Origin of the sequence: Pseudomonas tensinigenes (assembly GCF_014268445.2) — a bacterium.
In the GTDB taxonomy this organism is placed as follows: Bacteria; Pseudomonadota; Gammaproteobacteria; order Pseudomonadales; family Pseudomonadaceae; genus Aquipseudomonas; species Aquipseudomonas tensinigenes.
Window position 1 is genome coordinate 1725593 of record NZ_CP077089.1, and the last position, 18767, is coordinate 1744359.

The 18767-nt window shown below is 60.2% G+C and carries 19 protein-coding genes; 12 read left to right on the forward strand and 7 right to left on the reverse strand.

Annotated features, from left to right (window positions below):
- The first annotated feature begins 98 nt into the window (after positions 1–98).
- Positions 99–731, forward strand: a complete 633-nt coding sequence (gene emhR / locus HU718_RS07600; RefSeq protein WP_016982806.1) for an efflux system transcriptional repressor EmhR — start codon at positions 99–101, stop codon at positions 729–731.
- A 371-nt stretch (positions 732–1102) separates the two neighbouring features.
- Here the strand turns inward: emhR and HU718_RS07605 are convergent, their stop codons facing one another.
- From HU718_RS07605 to HU718_RS07615, 3 genes are read right to left on the reverse strand one after another with little or no spacing between them, the layout of a single operon-like run.
- Positions 1103–2152: an alkene reductase gene (locus HU718_RS07605; RefSeq protein WP_102902717.1), complete on the reverse strand. Its 1050-nt coding sequence runs from the start codon at positions 2150–2152 to the stop codon at positions 1103–1105.
- A 28-nt stretch (positions 2153–2180) separates the two neighbouring features.
- A complete protein-coding gene (locus HU718_RS07610; protein ID WP_186612617.1) occupies positions 2181–3347 on the reverse strand; it encodes an MFS transporter in 1167 nt (388 codons plus the stop codon).
- A gap of 34 nt (positions 3348–3381) precedes the next feature.
- Positions 3382–3684 (reverse strand): ArsR/SmtB family transcription factor, encoded by a 303-nt coding sequence (locus HU718_RS07615; protein ID WP_007917068.1) that lies wholly within the window; start codon positions 3682–3684, stop codon positions 3382–3384.
- 170 nt (positions 3685–3854) lie between these two features.
- On the opposite strand from HU718_RS07615, the gene HU718_RS07620 reads away from it, so the two are divergent.
- Complete coding sequence (locus tag HU718_RS07620) at positions 3855–4439, forward strand: acyl carrier protein phosphodiesterase (RefSeq protein ID WP_186612619.1); 585 nt, start codon at positions 3855–3857, stop codon at positions 4437–4439.
- A gap of 101 nt (positions 4440–4540) precedes the next feature.
- Here HU718_RS07620 and HU718_RS07625 read toward each other — a convergent pair whose 3' ends face one another.
- Both HU718_RS07625 and olsB read right to left on the reverse strand, forming a co-directional pair.
- Complete coding sequence (locus tag HU718_RS07625; protein ID WP_175555137.1) at positions 4541–5335, reverse strand: lysophospholipid acyltransferase family protein; 795 nt, start codon at positions 5333–5335, stop codon at positions 4541–4543.
- Positions 5335–6090, reverse strand: a complete 756-nt coding sequence (olsB, locus tag HU718_RS07630) for an L-ornithine N(alpha)-acyltransferase (protein ID WP_007916280.1) — start codon at positions 6088–6090, stop codon at positions 5335–5337. The genes HU718_RS07625 and olsB overlap by 1 nt, the downstream gene beginning before the upstream one ends.
- A gap of 153 nt (positions 6091–6243) precedes the next feature.
- Between olsB and HU718_RS07635 the strand changes: the two genes are divergently transcribed.
- The 5 genes from HU718_RS07635 (at position 6244) to HU718_RS07655 (ending at position 10589) form a co-directional block, all read left to right on the forward strand.
- The gene (locus HU718_RS07635; protein ID WP_186612621.1) at positions 6244–7122 is read left to right on the forward strand and encodes an acyl-CoA dehydrogenase middle domain-containing protein; all 879 of its coding nucleotides are present in this window, start codon (positions 6244–6246) and stop codon (positions 7120–7122) included.
- A gap of 166 nt (positions 7123–7288) precedes the next feature.
- Positions 7289–8362, forward strand: coding sequence for a serine hydrolase domain-containing protein (locus HU718_RS07640; protein WP_186612623.1), 1074 nt, complete (start codon positions 7289–7291; stop codon positions 8360–8362).
- On the forward strand, positions 8359–8655 hold the full coding sequence (locus HU718_RS07645; RefSeq protein ID WP_186612625.1) for an amidase: 297 nt from the start codon (positions 8359–8361) through the stop codon (positions 8653–8655). The genes HU718_RS07640 and HU718_RS07645 overlap by 4 nt, the downstream gene beginning before the upstream one ends.
- Positions 8656–8839: 184 nt before the next feature.
- Positions 8840–9430 (forward strand): YceI family protein, encoded by a 591-nt coding sequence (locus HU718_RS07650; protein WP_150706178.1) that lies wholly within the window; start codon positions 8840–8842, stop codon positions 9428–9430.
- Position 9431: 1 nt separating this feature from the next.
- Entirely contained in the window at positions 9432–10589 is a 1158-nt protein-coding gene (locus HU718_RS07655; protein ID WP_134178077.1) for a phospholipase D-like domain-containing protein, read from the forward strand.
- A gap of 126 nt (positions 10590–10715) precedes the next feature.
- Here the strand turns inward: HU718_RS07655 and bglX are convergent, their stop codons facing one another.
- Complete coding sequence (gene bglX, locus HU718_RS07660) at positions 10716–13007, reverse strand: beta-glucosidase BglX (RefSeq protein ID WP_150706179.1); 2292 nt, start codon at positions 13005–13007, stop codon at positions 10716–10718.
- Positions 13008–13268: 261 nt separating this feature from the next.
- Here bglX and HU718_RS07665 point away from each other — a divergent pair, with 261 nt between their 5' ends.
- The 4 genes from HU718_RS07665 to HU718_RS07680 all read left to right on the forward strand — a co-directional run bounded on the left by HU718_RS07665 (position 13269) and on the right by HU718_RS07680 (position 16932).
- Positions 13269–13877 (forward strand): LemA family protein, encoded by a 609-nt coding sequence (locus HU718_RS07665; protein ID WP_034153093.1) that lies wholly within the window; start codon positions 13269–13271, stop codon positions 13875–13877.
- A 119-nt stretch (positions 13878–13996) separates the two neighbouring features.
- Positions 13997–14752, forward strand: a complete 756-nt coding sequence (locus tag HU718_RS07670; protein ID WP_186612627.1) for a TPM domain-containing protein — start codon at positions 13997–13999, stop codon at positions 14750–14752.
- Between the two features lie 33 nt (positions 14753–14785).
- On the forward strand, positions 14786–15403 hold the full coding sequence (locus HU718_RS07675; RefSeq protein ID WP_102902728.1) for a TPM domain-containing protein: 618 nt from the start codon (positions 14786–14788) through the stop codon (positions 15401–15403).
- 311 nt (positions 15404–15714) lie between these two features.
- On the forward strand, positions 15715–16932 hold the full coding sequence (locus HU718_RS07680) for a class I SAM-dependent methyltransferase (RefSeq protein ID WP_186612629.1): 1218 nt from the start codon (positions 15715–15717) through the stop codon (positions 16930–16932).
- 65 nt (positions 16933–16997) lie between these two features.
- Here HU718_RS07680 and HU718_RS07685 read toward each other — a convergent pair whose 3' ends face one another.
- Positions 16998–17903: a DMT family transporter gene (locus HU718_RS07685; RefSeq protein ID WP_186612631.1), complete on the reverse strand. Its 906-nt coding sequence runs from the start codon at positions 17901–17903 to the stop codon at positions 16998–17000.
- Positions 17904–18172: 269 nt separating this feature from the next.
- Between HU718_RS07685 and HU718_RS07690 the strand changes: the two genes are divergently transcribed.
- A complete protein-coding gene (locus tag HU718_RS07690) occupies positions 18173–18754 on the forward strand; it encodes a DJ-1/PfpI family protein (RefSeq protein WP_102900216.1) in 582 nt (193 codons plus the stop codon).
- The last annotated feature ends 13 nt before the right edge of the window (positions 18755–18767 follow it).

The following is an 18767-nucleotide window of genomic DNA, read 5'->3' on the forward strand; positions in this document are numbered from 1 at the left end:
AATTGTAGGCCGGGGAGCTGATCCGTGAGAGATCGCCCCCTCTTTATTCAGCGGATATTCAGCCATCCCTGAAACATCCTGTTTGAGGTTTTACTGTCATGGTCCGTCGTACCAAAGAGGAAGCTCAAGAAACCCGTAGCCAGATTCTGGAAGCGGCGGAGAAAGCCTTTTATGAAAGGGGCGTCGCTCGAACAACGCTGGCCGACATCGCGACAATGGCCGGCGTCACCCGCGGCGCTATTTACTGGCATTTCAGCAACAAGGCCGATCTGGTCCAGGCCATGCTGGATTCGCTGCGTGAACCGCTGGATGAATTGGCCAGGGCCAGCGAAAGTGAAGATGAGCTCGATCCATTGGGCTGCATGCGCCAACTGCTGATTCATTTGTTTCATCAAGTTGCGCTGGACCCGAAAACCCGGCGTATCAACGAAATTCTGTTTCATAAGTGCGAGTTCACCGATGAAATGTGCGATTTGCGCCAGCAGCGCCGGGACGTCAGTCTCGATTGCAATGAGCGCATCGCTCTGACGTTGCGTAATGCGGTCAATCGCGGCCAGTTGCCGGAAGATCTCGACACTGCCCGTGCGGCCATCAGCATTCACAGCTATATCGATGGCCTTCTGTATGGATGGCTGCTGGCGCCGGACAGCTTTGAGCTGCATGCCGAGGCTGAGCGTTGGGTCGATACAGGGTTGGATATGCTGCGCCTGAGCCCCAGCCTGCGCAAATGAAACAAATGCGTAATTGGCACAGGTTATGTCAATTGACCTGCCTTTACACAGACCTGCGGCGGGGAGTTTATACGTAGCGAACTACGCATTTTGTAGGGAATTTGTGTCGTCTGTGTGAATGAGTGTGAGCCGCTTGCCCTCACCCTAGCCCTCTCCCAGAGGGAGAGGGGACTGACCGAGGTGTTCTTGCAAGTTACACCGGCCTGAAAAACCCAGTCGAACTCCGAATTTAAAAACTACACAAATCGGCCCCCTCTCCCTCGGGAGAGGGCTGGGGTGAGGGGCTGCGTACTCAGCCGCGCAATCAATCTCCCGGCGAACACAAAAAAGCCCCCGACTCTCAAAAGTCGGGGGCTTTGTGTTTCTACTGCTTACAGCGCTGGATAGTCGATATAACCTACCGGGCCTTTCGCGTAGAACAACTCCGGCCGCGCATCATTCAACGGCGCATCCGCCTTCAAACGAGCCGGCAGATCCGGGTTGGCAATAAACGGCACACCAAACGCCACAGCGTCAGCCTTGCCACTGGCCAGCCATTCGTTGGCGCTGTCCTTGGTGAATTTTTCGTTGGCGATGTACGGGCCACCGAACGCTTCTTTCAGTTGCGGGCCGAGGCTGTCGGCACCTTCTTTCTCACGGGAGCAGATGAACGCGATGCCGCGTTTGCCCAGTTCACGTGCGACGTAGGTGAAGGTTTCCGCCAGGTTGTCATCGCCCATGTCGTGGGAATCGGCGCGCGGTGCCAGGTGCACACCGACACGGCCGGCGCCCCAGACTTCGATCGCCGCGTCAGTCACTTCCAGCAGCAGACGCGCACGGTTTTCCAGCGAGCCGCCGTAGTTGTCAGTGCGCTGGTTGGTGCTGCTTTGCAGGAACTGGTCGAGCAGGTAACCGTTGGCACCGTGGATTTCCACGCCGTCGAAACCGGCGGCTTTGGCGTTTTCGGCGCCGGTGCGGTAGGCGTCGACGATGTCGGCGATTTCAGCGGTTTCCAGAGCGCGTGGGGTTGGATAGTCGGCCATTGGACGAACCAGGCTGACGTGACCTTTCGGCTGGATGGCGCTTGGTGCCACTGGCGCTTCACCGTTGAGGTACGACGGGTGGGAAACCCGGCCGACGTGCCACAGTTGCAGGAAGATCTTGCCGCCAGCGCCGTGAATGGCTTTGGTCACGTTGGCCCAGCCGCGCACTTGATCGTTGGACCAGATGCCCGGGGTGTCAGGATAGCCAACGCCCATTGGCGTCACCGACGTGGCTTCGCTGAGGATCAGGCCAGCGGACGCGCGTTGTACGTAGTATTCCGCCATCAGCGCGTTCGGCACGCGGCCTTCGTCGGCGCGGCAGCGGGTCAGTGGGGCCATGATGATGCGGTTGGCCAGCTCGATGTCACCCAGTTTGATCGGATCAAAAATAGTTGCCATGTCTACAACCCTCGTAAGTAAAAGTTAATCAGTTAGTTGCCGGGGCCAGATCGGCATTGCCGTTCTGACGGAAAGTAATCAGGGTCACCAGCAGGGCGAGCACGGCCAGTGCGGCGGCTGCGAGCGGCACGCTGGTCAGGCCGTAACCGTGGGCGATGACGCTGCCGCCGACCCAGGCGCCAAGAGCGTTACCGACGTTGAAGGCGCCGATGTTCAGGGTCGACACCAGGTTCGGTGCGGCTTTGCCGAAGGTCACCACGTTGACTTGCAGCGCCGGCACGGCGGCAAAACACGCGGTGGCCCAGAGGAACAGGGTGATTTCGGTCGGGATCAGCGCGACGCTGGTCCAGGTCAGCACGCTGGAGACCACGGCCATGGTGATGAACACGCCGATCAGCGTGGCGGCCATGCCCTTGTCGGCGAGTTTGCCGCCGATGATGTTGCCGACGGTCAGGCCCAGGCCGATCAGCATCAGCGTCCAGGTCACGCCACGCGGCGACACACCGGTGACTTCGCCGAGCAGCGGGGCGACGTAGGTGAACAGAGTGAAGACGGATGCGGCGAACAGCGCGGTCATGCTCAGCGACAGCCAGATCCCGGCACCTTTAAGGGCGGCGAGTTCGGCGCGCATATCGAGTTTCTCTTCGTCACGCTTGGATGGCAGGAAGCGGATCAGGCCAATCAGCGCAATCACGCCGATAACGGTCACCGCCCAGAAGGTCGAGCGCCAGCCGTATTGCTGACCCAGCGCAGTGCCCAGCGGCACACCGAGGACGTTGGCCAGGGTCAGGCCGGTGAACATCAAAGCCACTGCCGAAGCGCGTTTATTCGCCGGCACCAGATTGGCCGCCACTACCGAGCCGATGCCGAAGAACGCACCGTGGCACAGCGCGGTGATCACCCGGGCAAACATCAGCACGTTGTAATCACTGGCCATCGCACAGAGCAGGTTGCCGACAATAAAGATGCCCATCAACGCCACCAGCGCCGCTTTACGCGGCAGTCTGGCGGTGGCCATGGCCATGAACGGCGCACCGATCGCCACGCCCAAGGCGTAACCGGTCACCAGCCAGCCGGCGCCGGGGATCGACACACCGAGGTCGGCCGCCACATTGGGCAGCAGGCCCATGATGACGAATTCGGTGGTGCCGATGGCGAAGGCGCTCAAGGCGAGGATGAGTAGCGAGAGGGGCATGCAGGTTTCCTTGTCGGCTGGCTGACGTTAAGGGTCAGAGCTCTTTACTGAGGGTGCTGAGAAACGCCTGGATCACGTCCTCGTTACGTTTGAAAAAGTGCCATTGCCCGGCCTTCTGGCTGCTGATCAGACCGGCGCGCTGCAACGTCGCGAGGTGCGCAGAAACGGTCGACTGCGACAGGCCGCAGCGTTGATCGATCTGCCCGGCGCAGATGCCGTATTCGTGGTTGTGCAACTGTTCCGGAAATTCGTTCTTCGGGTCTTTCAGCCAGTTGAGGATGTCTCGCCGTACTGGGTGCGCCAGGGCTTTTATTATTTCGTCGAGGTCGAGGTTCATGGCAGAGTGCTCACAATGTGTACAACGCTATATCGCGATGTGGCGAAATATAAATCGTTAGATCGCGATACACCAATATGATTTTGATCTGACGTCAGCATAAATTGGTATATCGCGTTATAACGATACGATGGTGTATGGATTGCGGGTCGCAGTGCTAAGCTGCGCCCATGAACTATCTCGCACATTTACACCTCGGTGGCCAGCGCCCCGGGCAACTGCTCGGCAGTCTGTATGGCGATTTCGTCAAAGGCCGGCTGCAAGGGCAGTTTGCGCCGGAGGTGGAAGCGGCCATTCAATTGCATCGACGGATTGACGTGTTCACTGATCGCCATCCGCTGGTGGACATTGCCCTGGGGCGATTTTCCGATACCCGCCGGCGTTATGCCGGGATCGTGCTCGATGTGTTTTTCGATCATTGCCTGGCGCGGGACTGGAGGCTGTATGCCGATCAGCCGCTGGAGGTTTTCACCGCTGATGTGTATCGGGTGCTGACCCGCGAGCGGGAACTGCCCGAGCGCCTGGCGAAGATCGCCCCGCACATGGTTGCCAATGACTGGTTGGGGTCGTATCAGGAATTTGAAGTGCTGGAACAGGTGTTGCGCGGGATCTCGCGGCGACTGACCCGGCCGGAAGAGCTGGCGGGAGCGATGCAGGAATTGCGGCGGTTGTATGAGCCGCTCAGTGAAGACTTCAGATTGTTTTACCCCCAACTCCAGGACTTCGCCCAAAACCCTGATCCAATGAGGATCTAAATGTGGGAGCGAGCCTGCTCGCGAAGGCGGCGTGTCATTCAGCATCTATATTGGCTGAGACACCGCTTTCGCGAGCAGGCTCGCTCCCACAGGGGGGGATTTCAAGCAGCAATCAATTCACCTGCGCGACGCGGTTCGGCCGGTTTCGCCACCTCGCCAAACAACGCTTTTTGCACCGCCTGCTGCGCTTCAAACGCCAGCGCCGCACGCTCACGACCCTGACAGGCTATCGGCTTGAGCAGGTGCACTTCAACGTCGCCGCAATCATTGCTGAACAGGCGCATCAGGTGCGAGAGCAGATCATCGTCACCAATAAACGGCGCCAGCCCATCGATCTCTCCATCACGCAGATAACGGATCGCCACCGGTTGCAGCATCACCTCGGAATCAATCGCTGCCGCCAGCAAGCGACCATGAAAGGTGCGCAAAGAACGGCCGTCGGTGGTGGTGCCTTCCGGGAACATCAGCAAGGCGTGATCGGTTTGCAGGTGACGGGTCATCTGCTTGCGGATCAACTGGCTGTCGCCCGAACCGCGACGAATGAACAGGCTGCCGGCCTTCGCCGCGAGCCAACCGGCCACAGGCCAGGTGCGCACTTCAGCCTTGGACAGAAACGACAGCGGCGTGAGCATCCCCAGCAGCGGAATATCAGTCCACGACACATGATTGCTGACCCACAGCATCGGCTGTTTCGGCAACTCACCGTGCACCGTCACGCGAAAGGGCAGGGCATTACTCAGGCGCGCCATGAAAAAGCGCGACCAGCGCTGACGCCGTTCCATCGAATGTGCCAAACCAATTCGCTCGAATACGCCGAAGACGCTGGCCATGGTCAAACCCAGCGACACCACCAACAGCACTCGCGCGATCCGCGCGTACACCCGCAACCGGCTCATTACACAGCCGCCTTGAAGTGCTTGGCGTAGCGCGGGCAGAGTTCGTCGCGCTTGAGCAGGATGAACACGTCGGCGACCTGAAAATCTTCGTCCCAGCACGGCTCACCGCAGATCTTCGCACCCAGACGCATGTAGGCCTTGAGCAGCGGCGGCATTTCGGCGATTACGTTCGATGGAATATCCAGCGTCGGCAGCGGATTTTTCGGCTCGGCGCGCAGGTGTTCGGTGCACAGATAACGTTCGCGCAGGCGCTGCATGATCGCGTGGGCCTGAATGCCGCCGTCCTGCATCGGGATGCTCGCGCAACCCATCAGATAGCTGTAGCCGCCCTGATTCAATACTTCCGCCAACTCGCCCCACAACACCGCGATGGTGCCGCCGTTGCGGTACGCCGGGTCGACGCAGGTGCGGCCGATTTCGAGGATCGGGCCTTGCAGATGGGCGAGGCCGTGCAGGCTGAATTCCTCTTCGCTGTAGAACTTGCCGAGGCTGCTGGCGGCGGTGTGATCAAGCAAACGCGTGGTCGCGACCAAACGGCCGGTGTTCAAATCACGCACGCCGATGTGGCTGCAGTGAACATCATAATCATCCATGTCCAGACCCAGTTCCGCGCCTTTCAGTTTGGCGTTGAATTCGCCGCTGAAGACGTTGAAGCGCAGGGCCTGGGCTTGCTGCAAGGCCTCGGCGCCGATCAGGCGTTCGGCTTGCAGGCGGCGTTCATTGCCGGTGTCGCTGATGCGGGCGATCTGAGTCATGTGAATCTCCGTACGGGCCTTTAACCCGTCGTGGGTTGCAGCCGATCGACTTTCTTTATGCAGCCGTGTTGTGCAAAGTCAGGCTATGTAGCCCCGGTGTCATCGCCATGAACGTTCGGTGATGCTTATATGACAGCCCACAAGGAGCCTCCTATGCCCTGGCCAGATCTGCTGCACAGCCGTGACCGATTGCCCGCCGTTGCCGACCTGGCCGAGGATTTTGCGACGTTGTTGCAGCAACTGGGCAACGTCACGCCGTTCGAATTGGCGGTCGCGGGCGGGCGGCGGATGGCGACGCCGGGGCTGGCGTTTCTGGTCGGTTATCAGGCGGCATTGCGTATGCTGTGGCCGAGCGCGCCGCTGAGCCTCGGAGCTTTGTGTGCGACCGAACAGCGCAGTTTGCGCCCGGCGGATATGCAGACGCGGCTGAGCGATTTGCGCCTGAGCGGGCGCAAGGATTTCGTCACCGCTGGCGATGCGGCGGACTGGCTGTTGATCGCTGCGCGCAGCGAAGAACCCGGCGAAACGCCGCGCCTGAGTCTGGCGGTTGTGTACCCCGGCGAGCCCGGCGTGACCGTGGAAAAACTGCCGGCGCTGCCGTTGATGCCGGACATCAGTCATGGCCGGTTGCTGCTGGATGGCGCGTTGTGTGAGTTGCTGGCGGGGGATGGTTGGGATGCTTATGTGAAGCCGTTTCGCACCCTGGAAGATGTCTATGTGTTGAGCGCGATGACCGCGTGGTTGTATGGCGTCGGCCAGGACAGTGACTGGCCGCAGACGCTGCAACTTCGGTTGCTGGCGTTGTTGGCCGGGTGCGCCGAGGCGAGTCGGCAACCGCCGAACAATCCGGCCGGGCATGTGTTGCTCGGTGGGTTGTTTGCGCAGTTTGAGGCGCTGGAGGGGGAGGTGAGTCAGGCGTTGGCTGACGGGCCGGCAGAATGGGCGCAGATGTGGCAGCGCGATCGGGGGGTGATGCAGTTGGCGGCGGGGGCTCGGGCCACGCGGTTGGCCAAGGCTTTGGTGGCGGGCTGAAGGGCCTCATCGCGAGCAGGCTCACTCCTACAGTTGATCGAGTTTCGTCAGTTGAAATGCGATCCCCCGTAGGAGTGAGCCTGCTCGCGATAGCAATCCCAAGAACACCACACATCTGTCATCAACCCCGACTAGTCTCAGCAGATTCATTCCCAGAGCCCTCCCCATGTGCAAAGGCCTGTCGCTGTTTCTGCTGCTGATCAGCTTCACCGTTCACGCCGAACAATGGCCGGGTGAAGAATGGCCAACCGGCCCGAAGGTCACCGATACAGAGGCGCTGGAAAACTACGCCTTCCCACCCCGCGACGACGCCAACCGCCAAGGCATCCGCACCGACGCGCTGCTGATCATCCATGACGGCCAGATCATCTACGAACGCTACGCCGGCCCGACCACCGAACACACTCCGCACCTGACCTGGTCGATCAGCAAAAGCCTGATGGCCACGGTCCTTGGTGTGGCATACGGCGAAGGCCTGTTCAAACTCGAAGACCCCGCCGCGAAGTTCTATCCGCCACTCGCTAAACACCCGCAGATAAAAATCGCCGACCTGTTGCACTGGGCCTCCGGCATCGACTGGCAGGAAGACTACGAATACGCCCCGCTGAAATCCTCGGTGGTGGCGATGCTCTATACCCGTGGCCACCGCGACATGGCCGCATTCACCGCCGACCACGACATCTATGCCAAACCGGGTGAGGCTTTCCGGTACTCCAGTGGCGACAGCAACCTGCTCGCGGCGGCGTTGAAGAACATCGTCGGCCCGCAGCACTATCCAGACTATCCGTGGACGGCGCTGTTCGAACCGTTGGGCATTCGTCATGCCGTGTGGGAAACCGATGCCGCTGGCACCTTTGTCGCGTCGTCTTACGCTTACCTGACGGCGCGGGATCTGGCGCGTGTCGGTTTGCTGATGGCCCGCGATGGGCGATGGAGTGATCGCCAATTGCTGCCCAAGGACTGGGTCGCGTTCAACTTGAAACCCTTCAGTGGCTATAAGGCCCATCAGGACGAAGCCGTGCCCGGCGGCCAATGGTGGCTCAATCGCCCGGCGGATAGCGCCGCATCACCGTGGCCCGATGCACCGCCCGACACCTTCGCCGCCCTCGGCCACTGGGGCCAGGCGCTGTACGTGATTCCCAGCGAGAAACTGGTGATCGTGCGATATGGCGATGATCGCGATGGCAGCTATCGACATAACGAGTTGCTTAAGCGTGTACTGATGGCGGTGCGGCCATGAAGCGCTTCTTGCTGTTAGTGCTGGTCCTGCTGCTCGGCTGGATCGTCTACGAACGAGAAAACCTGTGGGCCTTCCCGGACATCATCAGTGCCTACACGGCGAAGGAATATTGTTCCTGCCGGTACGTGATGAACAACGACGCCGAGTATTGCCGTGGCTACGTGAAACAGTGGCTGCCGACCAGCGCCTTCACCGATGACAGCGTCAGTAAAACCATCACCGTCAGCGGCATGGGCCGCAGCAACCGCGCCCAGTGGTTGAGCGAACGCCAGGGCTGCCGCCTCAAGCCCTGAAAACATCCGATGGTTTTTTGTGGGAGCGAGCCTGCTCGCGAATGCAATAGCAGGCGCACCTTCTCTGTTGAGGCAGATGACGTTTTCGCGAGCAGGCTCGCTCCCACCGGGTGTGATCTTCAGTTTGCAATAACGGCGTGGGCGGTTAAGGTTCGTGCAGGTTTATCGGCCCCACGAGTGTTCAATGTTCAACCGCCCCCTCTGTGCAACCCTGTCGAGCCTGTTGCTCGCCGCCGTCGCGCTGCCGGCGCAGGCCAATTGGTATCTGGACGGCGAGTCGTCGCGGCTGTCGTTCGTCAGCACGAAAAACGCCAACATTTCCGAAGTGCAGCGCTTTCTGGTGCTGCACGGCAAGGTCGACCCCAACGGTCGTGCCGAAGTCGAAGTCGAACTGGATTCGATCAACAGCGGCATTCCGCTGCGCGATGAGCGCATGCGCAAGGAGCTGTTCCAGATCGAGCAATTCCCCGAAGCGACCATCACCACCCAGATTGATTTGCGCCCGATCAACGATCTGGCGCCCGGCGCGCAGCTGGAATTGCGTCTGCCGCTGACCGTCAACCTGCACGGCAAACAACACGAATATCCCGCCGAACTGCTGGCGACGCGTCTCGATGATCGTCGTTTTCAGGTGGTCACCCTGGAGCCGCTGGTGATCAACGCTGAAGATTTCGATCTCCTGCCGGGGCTGGAAAGCCTGCGCAAACTCGCCGATCTGTCGGCCATCAGTCTGTCGGTGCCGGTGGGTGCGGTGCTGATCTTCACGGCGCGCTGACATGCGCGGCGCGGTGTTTCCGTGGCGGGATGGCAACCGGTTCGAACTGTTGATCGACGGCCCGCAATTCTTTCCGCGCATGCTTGAGCAGATTGCTGGCGCTCAAGAGCAGATCGAACTCGAACTGTACCTGGTCGAGGCCGGCGCCTGTGCCGAAACCATCGTGCAGGCGCTGGTGCTGGCGGCCGAACGTGGCGTGCGCGTGCGGTGCCTGTTCGATGATTACGGCAGCCTGGCGTTTACGCTCAATCTGCGTCAGCGCCTGACACACGCTGGAGTCGAACTACGTTTCTACAATCGCCTGAGCTGGCGGCGCTGGATCGGTAATTTCTATCGTGATCACCGTAAATTGCTGCTGGTCGATCAGCGTCTGGCCGTGGTCGGCGGCACCGGGGTCACTGACGAGTTCTGGACGCCGGGGCACGACACCAGCGAATGGCACGAAGTGATGGTCGAGATCAGCGGCCCGTTGGTGATCGACTGGCAATTGCTGTTTGATCGTCAGTGGATTGCCAACCGCTATCGGCGCGCCTGGCGCCCGGCCGCGCATTTTGGCCTGCCGCGTTTGCCGCGGGTGCCGGACAAGGGTGAGGGCATGGGTCGCGTGGCGTATGCCGACGCCCGCCAGCATCGCGACATTCTGCAGTCGCTGTTCCGTGCGCTGAACAGCGGGCAAAAACGCATCTGGATGGCCACACCGTACTTCCTGCCAACCTGGAAAATTCGCCGCTCCCTGCGCAAGGCTGCGGCGCGCGGCGTTGATGTGCGGTTGCTGCTGACCGGGCCGCGCACCGATCACCCGTCAGTGCGCTACGCCGGGCATCGTTATTACCCGCGACTGCTCAAGGCCGGGGTGCAGATCTTCGAGTACCAGCCGTGCTTTCTGCATTTGAAAATGGTGCTGGTCGACGATTGGGTGAGCATCGGTTCGTGCAACTTTGATCACTGGAACCTGCGCTTCAATCTGGAGGCGAATCTGGAGGCGCTGGACCCGTCGTTGACGGCAGCGGTAGAGGCGAGTTTTGTGAAGGACTTCGGGCTGAGTCAGCAGGTGAGTCTGGAGGAGTGGCAACGCCGGCCGTTGTGGCGGCGGGTCAAGCAGCGGGTTTGGGGCTGGGTGGATCGGGTGGTGGTCAATATCCTGGATAGACGGGGATAAATTAACGCTGCAAAACCAATGTAGGAGTGAGCCTGCTCGCGATAGCGGTGTGTCAGTCAGCATTGAATTAGCTGAATGACCGCTATCGCGAGCAGGCTCACTCCTACAAGGGGACTGCGTTGTCAGTTACAGCAACTCGAAGCTCTGCTGCGTCACGTCCTGCGAATCCAGGCCGATCTGCACGTTGAACTTGCCAGGCTCTGCCGCGTACTTGAGCTGGGCGTTGTAGAACTTCAGGTCATCCTCGGTGATGGTGAAGTGCACGACTTTCTGTTCACCGGCCTTGAGCATGATTTTCTGGAAGTTCTTCAGCTCTTTCACCGGGCGAATCATCGAGCCGGTGACGTCCTGAATGTACAACTGCACCACGGTTTCGCCGTCACGCTTGCCGGTGTTTTTCACCATGACACTGGCGTCGAGCTTGCCGGTGGCGTTCAGCGTGGTCGACGACAGCGCCATGTCGCTCAGGGCGAAGTTGGTGTAGCTCAGGCCGTAACCGAACGGGAACAGGGGACCTGTGGTGTCATCGAAATACTGCGAGGTGTAGTTGCCCGGTTTGCCCGGCGTGAACGGCCGACCAATGCTCAGGTGGTTGTAGTAAGTCGGGATCTGGCCCACGGAACGCGGGAAGGTCACTGGCAGTTTGCCCGACGGGTTGTAGTCGCCGAACAGCACGTCGGCGATGGCGTTGCCGCCCTCGGTGCCGCTGAACCAGGTTTCCAGAATCGCGTCAGCTGATTGGTTCTCTTCGAGAATGGTCAGCGGGCGGCCGTTCATCAACACCAATACCAGCGGTTTGCCGGTGGCTTTCAGCGCACGGATCAGCTCGCGCTGGCTTTCCGGGATGTTCAGGTCGGTGCGGCTGGAGGATTCGTGGGACATGCCACGGGATTCACCTACCGCTGCAACGATCACGTCAGCGTCCTTGGCAGCTTTCACTGCTTCGTCGATCAGCACGTTGGCCGGGCGCGGATCATCGACCACTTCCGGCGCATCGAAGTTGAGGAAGTTCAGGTAGTCGAGCACCTTCTTGTCGCTGGTGATGTTGGCGCCACGGGCGTAGATCAGGTTCGACTTGTTGCCGATCACCGAACTCATGCCATCGAACAGCGTTACCGATTGCGCAGGGCGCCCGGCGGCCGCCCAACTGCCCATCATGTCGATCGGTGCTTTGGCCAACGGGCCGACCAGCGCGACTTTTGCGTCTTTCTTCAGCGGCAGGGTTTCGTTCTGGTTCTTCAGCAGCACCAGACTGCGACGCGCCACTTCACGGGCCTCGGCGCGGTGCAGACGGCTCTCGGCGTAGGTGTCGGCCGGATCATCCTCAGCCTTGCCGATACGCAGGTACGGGTCCTTGAACAGGCCCATGTCGTACTTGGCCGCGAGCACTTCACGCACGGCGTTGTCGATGTCTTTCTGCTCGATCTCACCGGACTTGAGCAGCCCCGGCAGTTCTTTGCCGTACAGGGTGTCGTTCATGCTCATGTCGATGCCGGCCTTGATCGCCAGCTTCGCCGCTTCACGACCGTCGCGGGCCACGCCGTGCTTGATCAGCTCGAAAATCGCACCGTGGTCGCTGACCGCCAGGCCCTTGAAACCCCAGTCGCGACGCAGCAGATCGTTCATCAGCCAGGTGTTGGCCGTGGCCGGAATGCCGTTGATCGAGTTCAGCGCAACCATCACACCGCCGGCGCCGGCATCAATCGCGGCGCGGTACGGTGGCAGGTAATCCTGGTACATCTTCACCGGACTCATGTCGACGGTGTTGTAGTCGCGACCGCCCTCGACCGCGCCGTACAGGGCGAAGTGCTTGACGCTGGCCATGATGCTGTCAGCCGCGCTCGGGGTGGCGCCCTGATAGGCGCGAACCATGACGCCGGCAATGCGCGAGGTCAGGTAGGTGTCTTCACCGAAACCTTCGGAGCTGCGGCCCCAGCGCGGGTCGCGAGAGATGTCGACCATCGGCGCGAAGGTGATGTCGAGGCTGTCGGCAGCGGCTTCTTTAGCGGCAACGCGCCCGGACTGGCCGATGGCGTCCATGTCCCAGCTCGAGGCGAGGGCCAGCGGAATCGGGAAAATCGTACGGTGACCGTGGATCACGTCGTACGCGAAAAACATCGGAATCTTCAGGCGGCTGCGCATGGCCGCGTCCTGCATCGGCCGGTTTTCCGGGCGGGTGATCGAGTTGAACGTGCCGCCGATGTTGCCGGCAGCGATCTCTTTGCGGATCAGCTCACGTGGCATTTCCGGGCCGATGCTGATCAGGCGCAACTGGCCGATCTTTTCATCGAGGGTCATTTGGCTCATCAGATTCGTGATGAACGCGTCCTTGTTTTCCAGGGGTACCGGGGTCGTGGCGGCCAATACTTGATGACTGGCCAGGCTGACGAACAGACCCAGCAAACACAGCTTCTTCATGAATATTTTTCTCAAGGGCCCAAGCGGCAATGCAACGCCGGCCAGCCAAAATTTAGGGAGCGACTATTGTTGTTCGGGTACAGGCTCAAAGAAACAGAGCCAAAAACGGCAGCCGACACTTGGCAGCATGATCACGCAGGGCACTTTTTAGCCCATTGCCCCGTCGTAATCCAGCGACGCGGCCGATTATGCCCCAAGAGCCCGCTGAGAATGTTTCGCGCTCGGTTTTTATAATGATATGTGCCAAGGAGCATCACTGCGATGAATGTAAGCCCAACCAATCGCTCGCGTTTGCAGGTCGCCACGCTGCTGGTGCTGGCCACGCTGTTGACCGCGTGCGGCATCAACAATATCCCGACCCTCGACGAACAGGCCAAAGCCGCATGGGGCCAGGTGCAGAACCAGTACCAGCGCCGCGCCGACCTGATCCCCAATCTGGTGGAAACGGTGAAGGGTTATGCCAAGCATGAAGAGGAAACCCTCACGGCAGTGATTGAAGCGCGGGCGAAAGCGACCTCGATTCAGGTCGACGCCAGCACCCTCGACAATCCCGAGAAACTTAAGCAATTCCAGCAGGCGCAGGATCAACTGACCGGTGCATTGAGCCGCCTGATGGTGGTGTCCGAGCGCTATCCGGATCTGAAGGCCAACCAGAACTTCCTCGCCCTGCAATCGCAGCTGGAAGGCACGGAAAACCGCATTGCCGTGGCTCGCCGCGATTTCATTCTGGCGGTGCAGAAATACAACACCGAGATCCGCACCTTCCCCGGTCGCCTCTGGCACAGCGTGATGTACAGCGATCTGCCGATCCGCGAAACCTTCGAAGCCACCACACCAGATGCCGATAAGGCACCCCAGGTCAAATTCTGAAAACACACCTGTGTAGGAGCTGCCGAAGGCTGCGATCTTTTGATGTTGGTTGGTAAAAAAACAAGATCAAAAGATCGCAGCCTTCGGCAGCTCCTACGGGGGATCGGTGGGGGGTATGCATGCGTGTGTTGAAAATGGGCCTGGTGCTGATGCTGTGGCTGTTCGCCGTCAGCGCCCGGGCCGAGTTGACGTTCCCGGCGCTGAGCGGGCGGGTAGTGGACGAAGCGCAGATGCTCGAGCCATCAGTGCGCGCGCAACTGAGCCAGCAGTTGCAGGCCCACGAGCAGGCGACCGGCGAGCAATTGGTCGTGGTCACGCTGCCGGATCTGCAAGGCACGACCATTGAGGACTTCGGCGTTCAACTCGGTCGCCACTGGGCCATCGGGCAAAAGGACAAGAACAATGGCGCCCTGCTGATCGTCGCCCGTGACGAGCGCAAACTGCGCATCGAAGTCGGTTATGGCCTGGAAGACCGGCTGACCGATGCGCAGACTTCAGTGATCATCCATCAAGTCATCACCCCTGCCTTCAAGGCCGGCAACTTCAGCAAAGGCATCAGTGATGGCGTCGCGGCGATGCTGGTGGTGCTCGGTGGCAATCCGCTGGATGAGCCGTCGACGGTGTATGAATCCAGCGGTGATCCGTCCGATGATTTCATCTCGCGGCACCCGGGATTGTTCGTGTTTTTGGTGATGTTGTTCATCCTGACGGTGTTTGTCTGCCAGATGCTCGGTATCCTGCCTGCCGGCCGGGGCGGCTCCGGAGGAGGGGGCGGCTTCGGCGGTGGCGGCGGTTTTGGCGGCGGCGGTGGAGGCGGAGGCTTCAGCGGCGGCGGGGGCAGTTTCGGCGGCGGTGGTTCGTCCGGCGGCTGGTGATATCAGAAGAATAATGAGCAGGCACTTTTCAACATGGCATTACTGACTGAACACGAACAACGCAAGGTCGCCGAGGCGATCGCCCGGGTCGAGCGCGACACCGATGCCGAACTGGTGACGGTGCTCGCGGCGCGCGCCGATGACTACGCGTACATCCCGTTGTTGTGGGCCAGCCTGCTGGCGCTGATGGTGCCGGGCATCGTCCACTACCTGACCGGGTGGCTGACCCTGCGCAGTCTGCTGCTGGTGCAGTGGGGAGCGTTTATCGTGCTGTGCCTGCTGTTTCGTCTGCCGAAAATCACCACTCATTTGATACCGCGTCGCGTGCGGCATTGGCGTGCGTCAAACCTGGCGCGGCGGCAGTTTCTCGAGCAGAACCTGCATCACACCGTGGGCAGCACGGGGATGCTGATTTTTGTTTGCGAGGCGGAGCGGTATGTGGAGATTCTGGTGGATGAGGGGATTTCCAAACGGCTGGATAATAAATCCTGGGATGCCATTGTCGCGGCGTTTACCGAGCAGGTCAGGCAGGGGCGCACGTTGGAGGGATTTGTCACGTGTATCGAGGCGTGTGGGGAGTTGCTGAAGGTGCATGTGCCGGTGACGCAGGTGAGGAATGAGTTGCCGAATCGGTTGGTGGTGTTGGGTTAGGTTGCAGATTTTTTATTCGGCTTGAGGGCCATACCCTCACCCCAGCCCTCTCCCAGAGGGAGAGGGAGCCGACCGAGGTGTCTTGCGCTGGACATCGACTTGGAAAAACGTATCGATTATGGATTCAAAGCAAATCGTTCAAGTCGGTGTATCTCGTCAATATCCCCCAATCAGTCCCCTCTACCTCTGGGAGAGGGCTAGGGTGAGGGCCGCTTTAACCAACCGTTCGGTAAATAAGAGCGTGTCCCCAACCCCCATCCCCCCTAAAATACCCGCCATTCCCGATTTCGCCCGTCCGAGGCCGCTTTTTCATGTCCGTTACTGCTCCAGCCACCAAACCAGCGCCTGATCACCACGCCCAGTTCATCGAGCTCCTGCAAACCAGCCTTGAACAGAACGGCTTCATCAAACTGGTGCTGGCCAAGTACGTCGGTGACGAAGCGGAGCTGCAGCGGGTGATCATCAAAGCGGTCACCGTCAAAGCGCAGCCGAACTTGTCCTTCGTCTATCGCTACAAAACCCGCGACATCACCAAAAACCTGCCGCTAAGCGAAGGTGTTGCGACCATTGCCGCGCTGCTGCCAGCCTCGTTCAAAAATGCCCATTTACTCGCGGTAACTGACGAAGCCCAGCTCGAATACAGCAAAAAGGGCAAGAGTTCGCTGTTCAAAAGCAAACCTCAGCAATTGCGCGAAGCGCCGTCCGCCGAGCACAACCGCGAGAAAAATCGCTTCCTCGAATTGAGTCGGCCGTTCCTCAAGGACCTGGGCGTGACCAATGCCCAAAACGAGCTGATTCCGGCGATGTCGCGCAAGTGGAAGCAGATCAACAAGTTCATCGAAGTGTTCAGCCATGCGCTGACCTCTTCGCCGCTGGCGCTGGACAAACCGGTGCGTGTGGCGGATTTCGGTTCGGGCAAGGGTTATCTGACTTTCGCGATTCACGATTACCTGCGCAACACCTTGAAGGCCGAGGGCGAAGTCACCGGCGTCGAGCTGCGTGAGGAAATGGTCAACCTGTGCAACGCCGCGGCGGCAAAACTCGATCATCCGGGGCTGGTGTTCAAGTGCGGTGACGTGCGCAGCATGGCGCCGAGCGAGCTGGACGTGATGATCGCCCTGCATGCCTGCGACATCGCCACTGACTACGCGATCCACACCGGCATCCGCTCGGGCGCGTCGATCATCATGTGCTCGCCGTGTTGCCACAAACAGATCCGCCTGCAGATCCAGAGCCCGGCGCTGCTCAAACCGATGTTGCAATACGGTTTGCACCTCGGCCAACAGGCGGAAATGGTCACCGACAGTCTGCGCGCGTTGTTCCTTGAGGCCTGCGGTTACGAGACCAAGGTCTTCGAGTTCATCTCGCTGGATCACACCAACAAGAACAAGATGATTCTCGCGGTAAAACGCGCCGAGCCGGTGGACCCGGCTCAACTATTGGTGAAGATCGAAGAGTTGAAGGCTTTCTACCACATCAGCGAGCACTGCCTGGAAACCCTCCTGCGCGCTGACGGCTACCTGGCCTGACCTTGACCTTGTGGGAGCGAGCCTGCTCGCGAAGGCGGACTGACAGTCAATGATGATATTGGCTGTTAAGGCCCTTTCGCGAGCAGGCTCGCTCCCACATGGGGTTTGATGGCGGTCTTGCGACCGAGCATGACAGTGGCGATGACTCCACACGCAAACACCCAGGTAATCGGTTCGACATGTTCACCAAAGAACAGCGCCGAAAACGCGATGGTGAAGAAAATCTGCAACAACTGGATCTGACTGACCCGGGCAATCCCGCCCATGGCCAGCCCCGCGTACCAGGCAAAGAAACCAAGAAACTGCGAAAACAGCGCCACATAACCAAACGCCCACCACGTCTTGGCCGACACCGCACCGTGATGTTGCAGCGCCAGGTACAACACCGGCCCGACCAACAGCGGCGTCGACAGCACCAGCGCCCAGCAGATCACCTGCCAGCCGCCCATCTCCTTGGCCAACCGCCCGCCCTCGGCGTAACCCAGTCCACCGACGGCAATCGCGCCGAGCATCAGCAAATCACCCGCCTGAATGCTGCCGGCCCCGGTATACAACGCATAACCGAGCACCAGCGCACTGCCCAGCGCCGCGCAGGCCCAGAAGGCTTTCGACGGACGTTCGTGGGACAACCACGCGGCATACAGCGCCACGCACAGCGGTTGCAGGCCGTTGACCAGCGCACCGTGAGACGCCGGCAAGGTTTGCATGGCCCACGCCGACAACACCGGAAAACCCAGAATCACCCCGGCGATCACCAGGCTCAGGCCTTTGACTTGCTGCCAGGTTGGCCACTTCTCGCGGCGCCACAGCAACAGCAACGCCGCAGGAATCGCTGCAAACAATGCGCGACCCAAACCGTTGAGCAATGGATGCAGTTCCTGCACCACGATGCGGGTGAAGGGCAGAGTGAGGCTGAAGATCACCACGCCGAGCAGGCCGAGGACCATGCCGGTGTTTTCGCGCGAGGACATGATGGGAGACCAGAATCGTAGGGAATTAGAAGGTGTCCTCATCTAGCCATAATCCGCGAATTTCTGGGTGTTACAGCTAGGCACGGACTTAGGCGTACAGTTTGCGGACGCCATCGCGAGCAGGCTCACTCCTACAGTTGAAATGCGTACTTCTGTAGGAGTGAGCCTGCTCGCGATGGCGTCAACTCGGTAGTAGCCCGTTGTTACCCGTCACTGTCGAATAGGTCTACCTTGAACACTCCCAAGCATTCTCCAGAGGAGACCTCCCCATGGCCGCGAAAAAGATCCTGATGCTGGTCGGCGATTACGTCGAAGACTACGAAGTGATGGTGCCGTTCCAGGCCCTGCAAATGGTCGGTCACACCGTCCACGGCGTGTGCCCGGACAAGGCTGCCGGCCAGACTGTGCGCACCGCGATCCATGACTTCGAAGGCGACCAGACTTACAGCGAAAAGCCCGGTCACCTGTTCGCCCTCAACTTCGATTTCGCCAAGGTGAACGAAGCCGATTACGACGCGCTGCTGATCCCCGGCGGGCGTGCGCCGGAATACCTGCGCCTCAACGAAAAAGTCCTCGAGCTGGTGCGCGCCTTCGACAAGGCCGGAAAACCGATTGCTGCCGTTTGCCACGGCGCGCAACTGCTGGCGGCGGCGGGCGTGCTTGAAGGCCGCGAATGCAGTGCCTATCCGGCCTGCGCCCCGGAAGTGCGACTGGCGGGTGGCACGTACATCGACATTCCGGTGACGGACGGCCACGTTCAAGGCAATCTGGCCACGGCACCGGCATGGCCGGCGCATCCGAACTGGCTGGCCGGGTTTCTCGGTTTGCTCGGCACCAAAATCACTCTGTAACGAGGATTCGCCG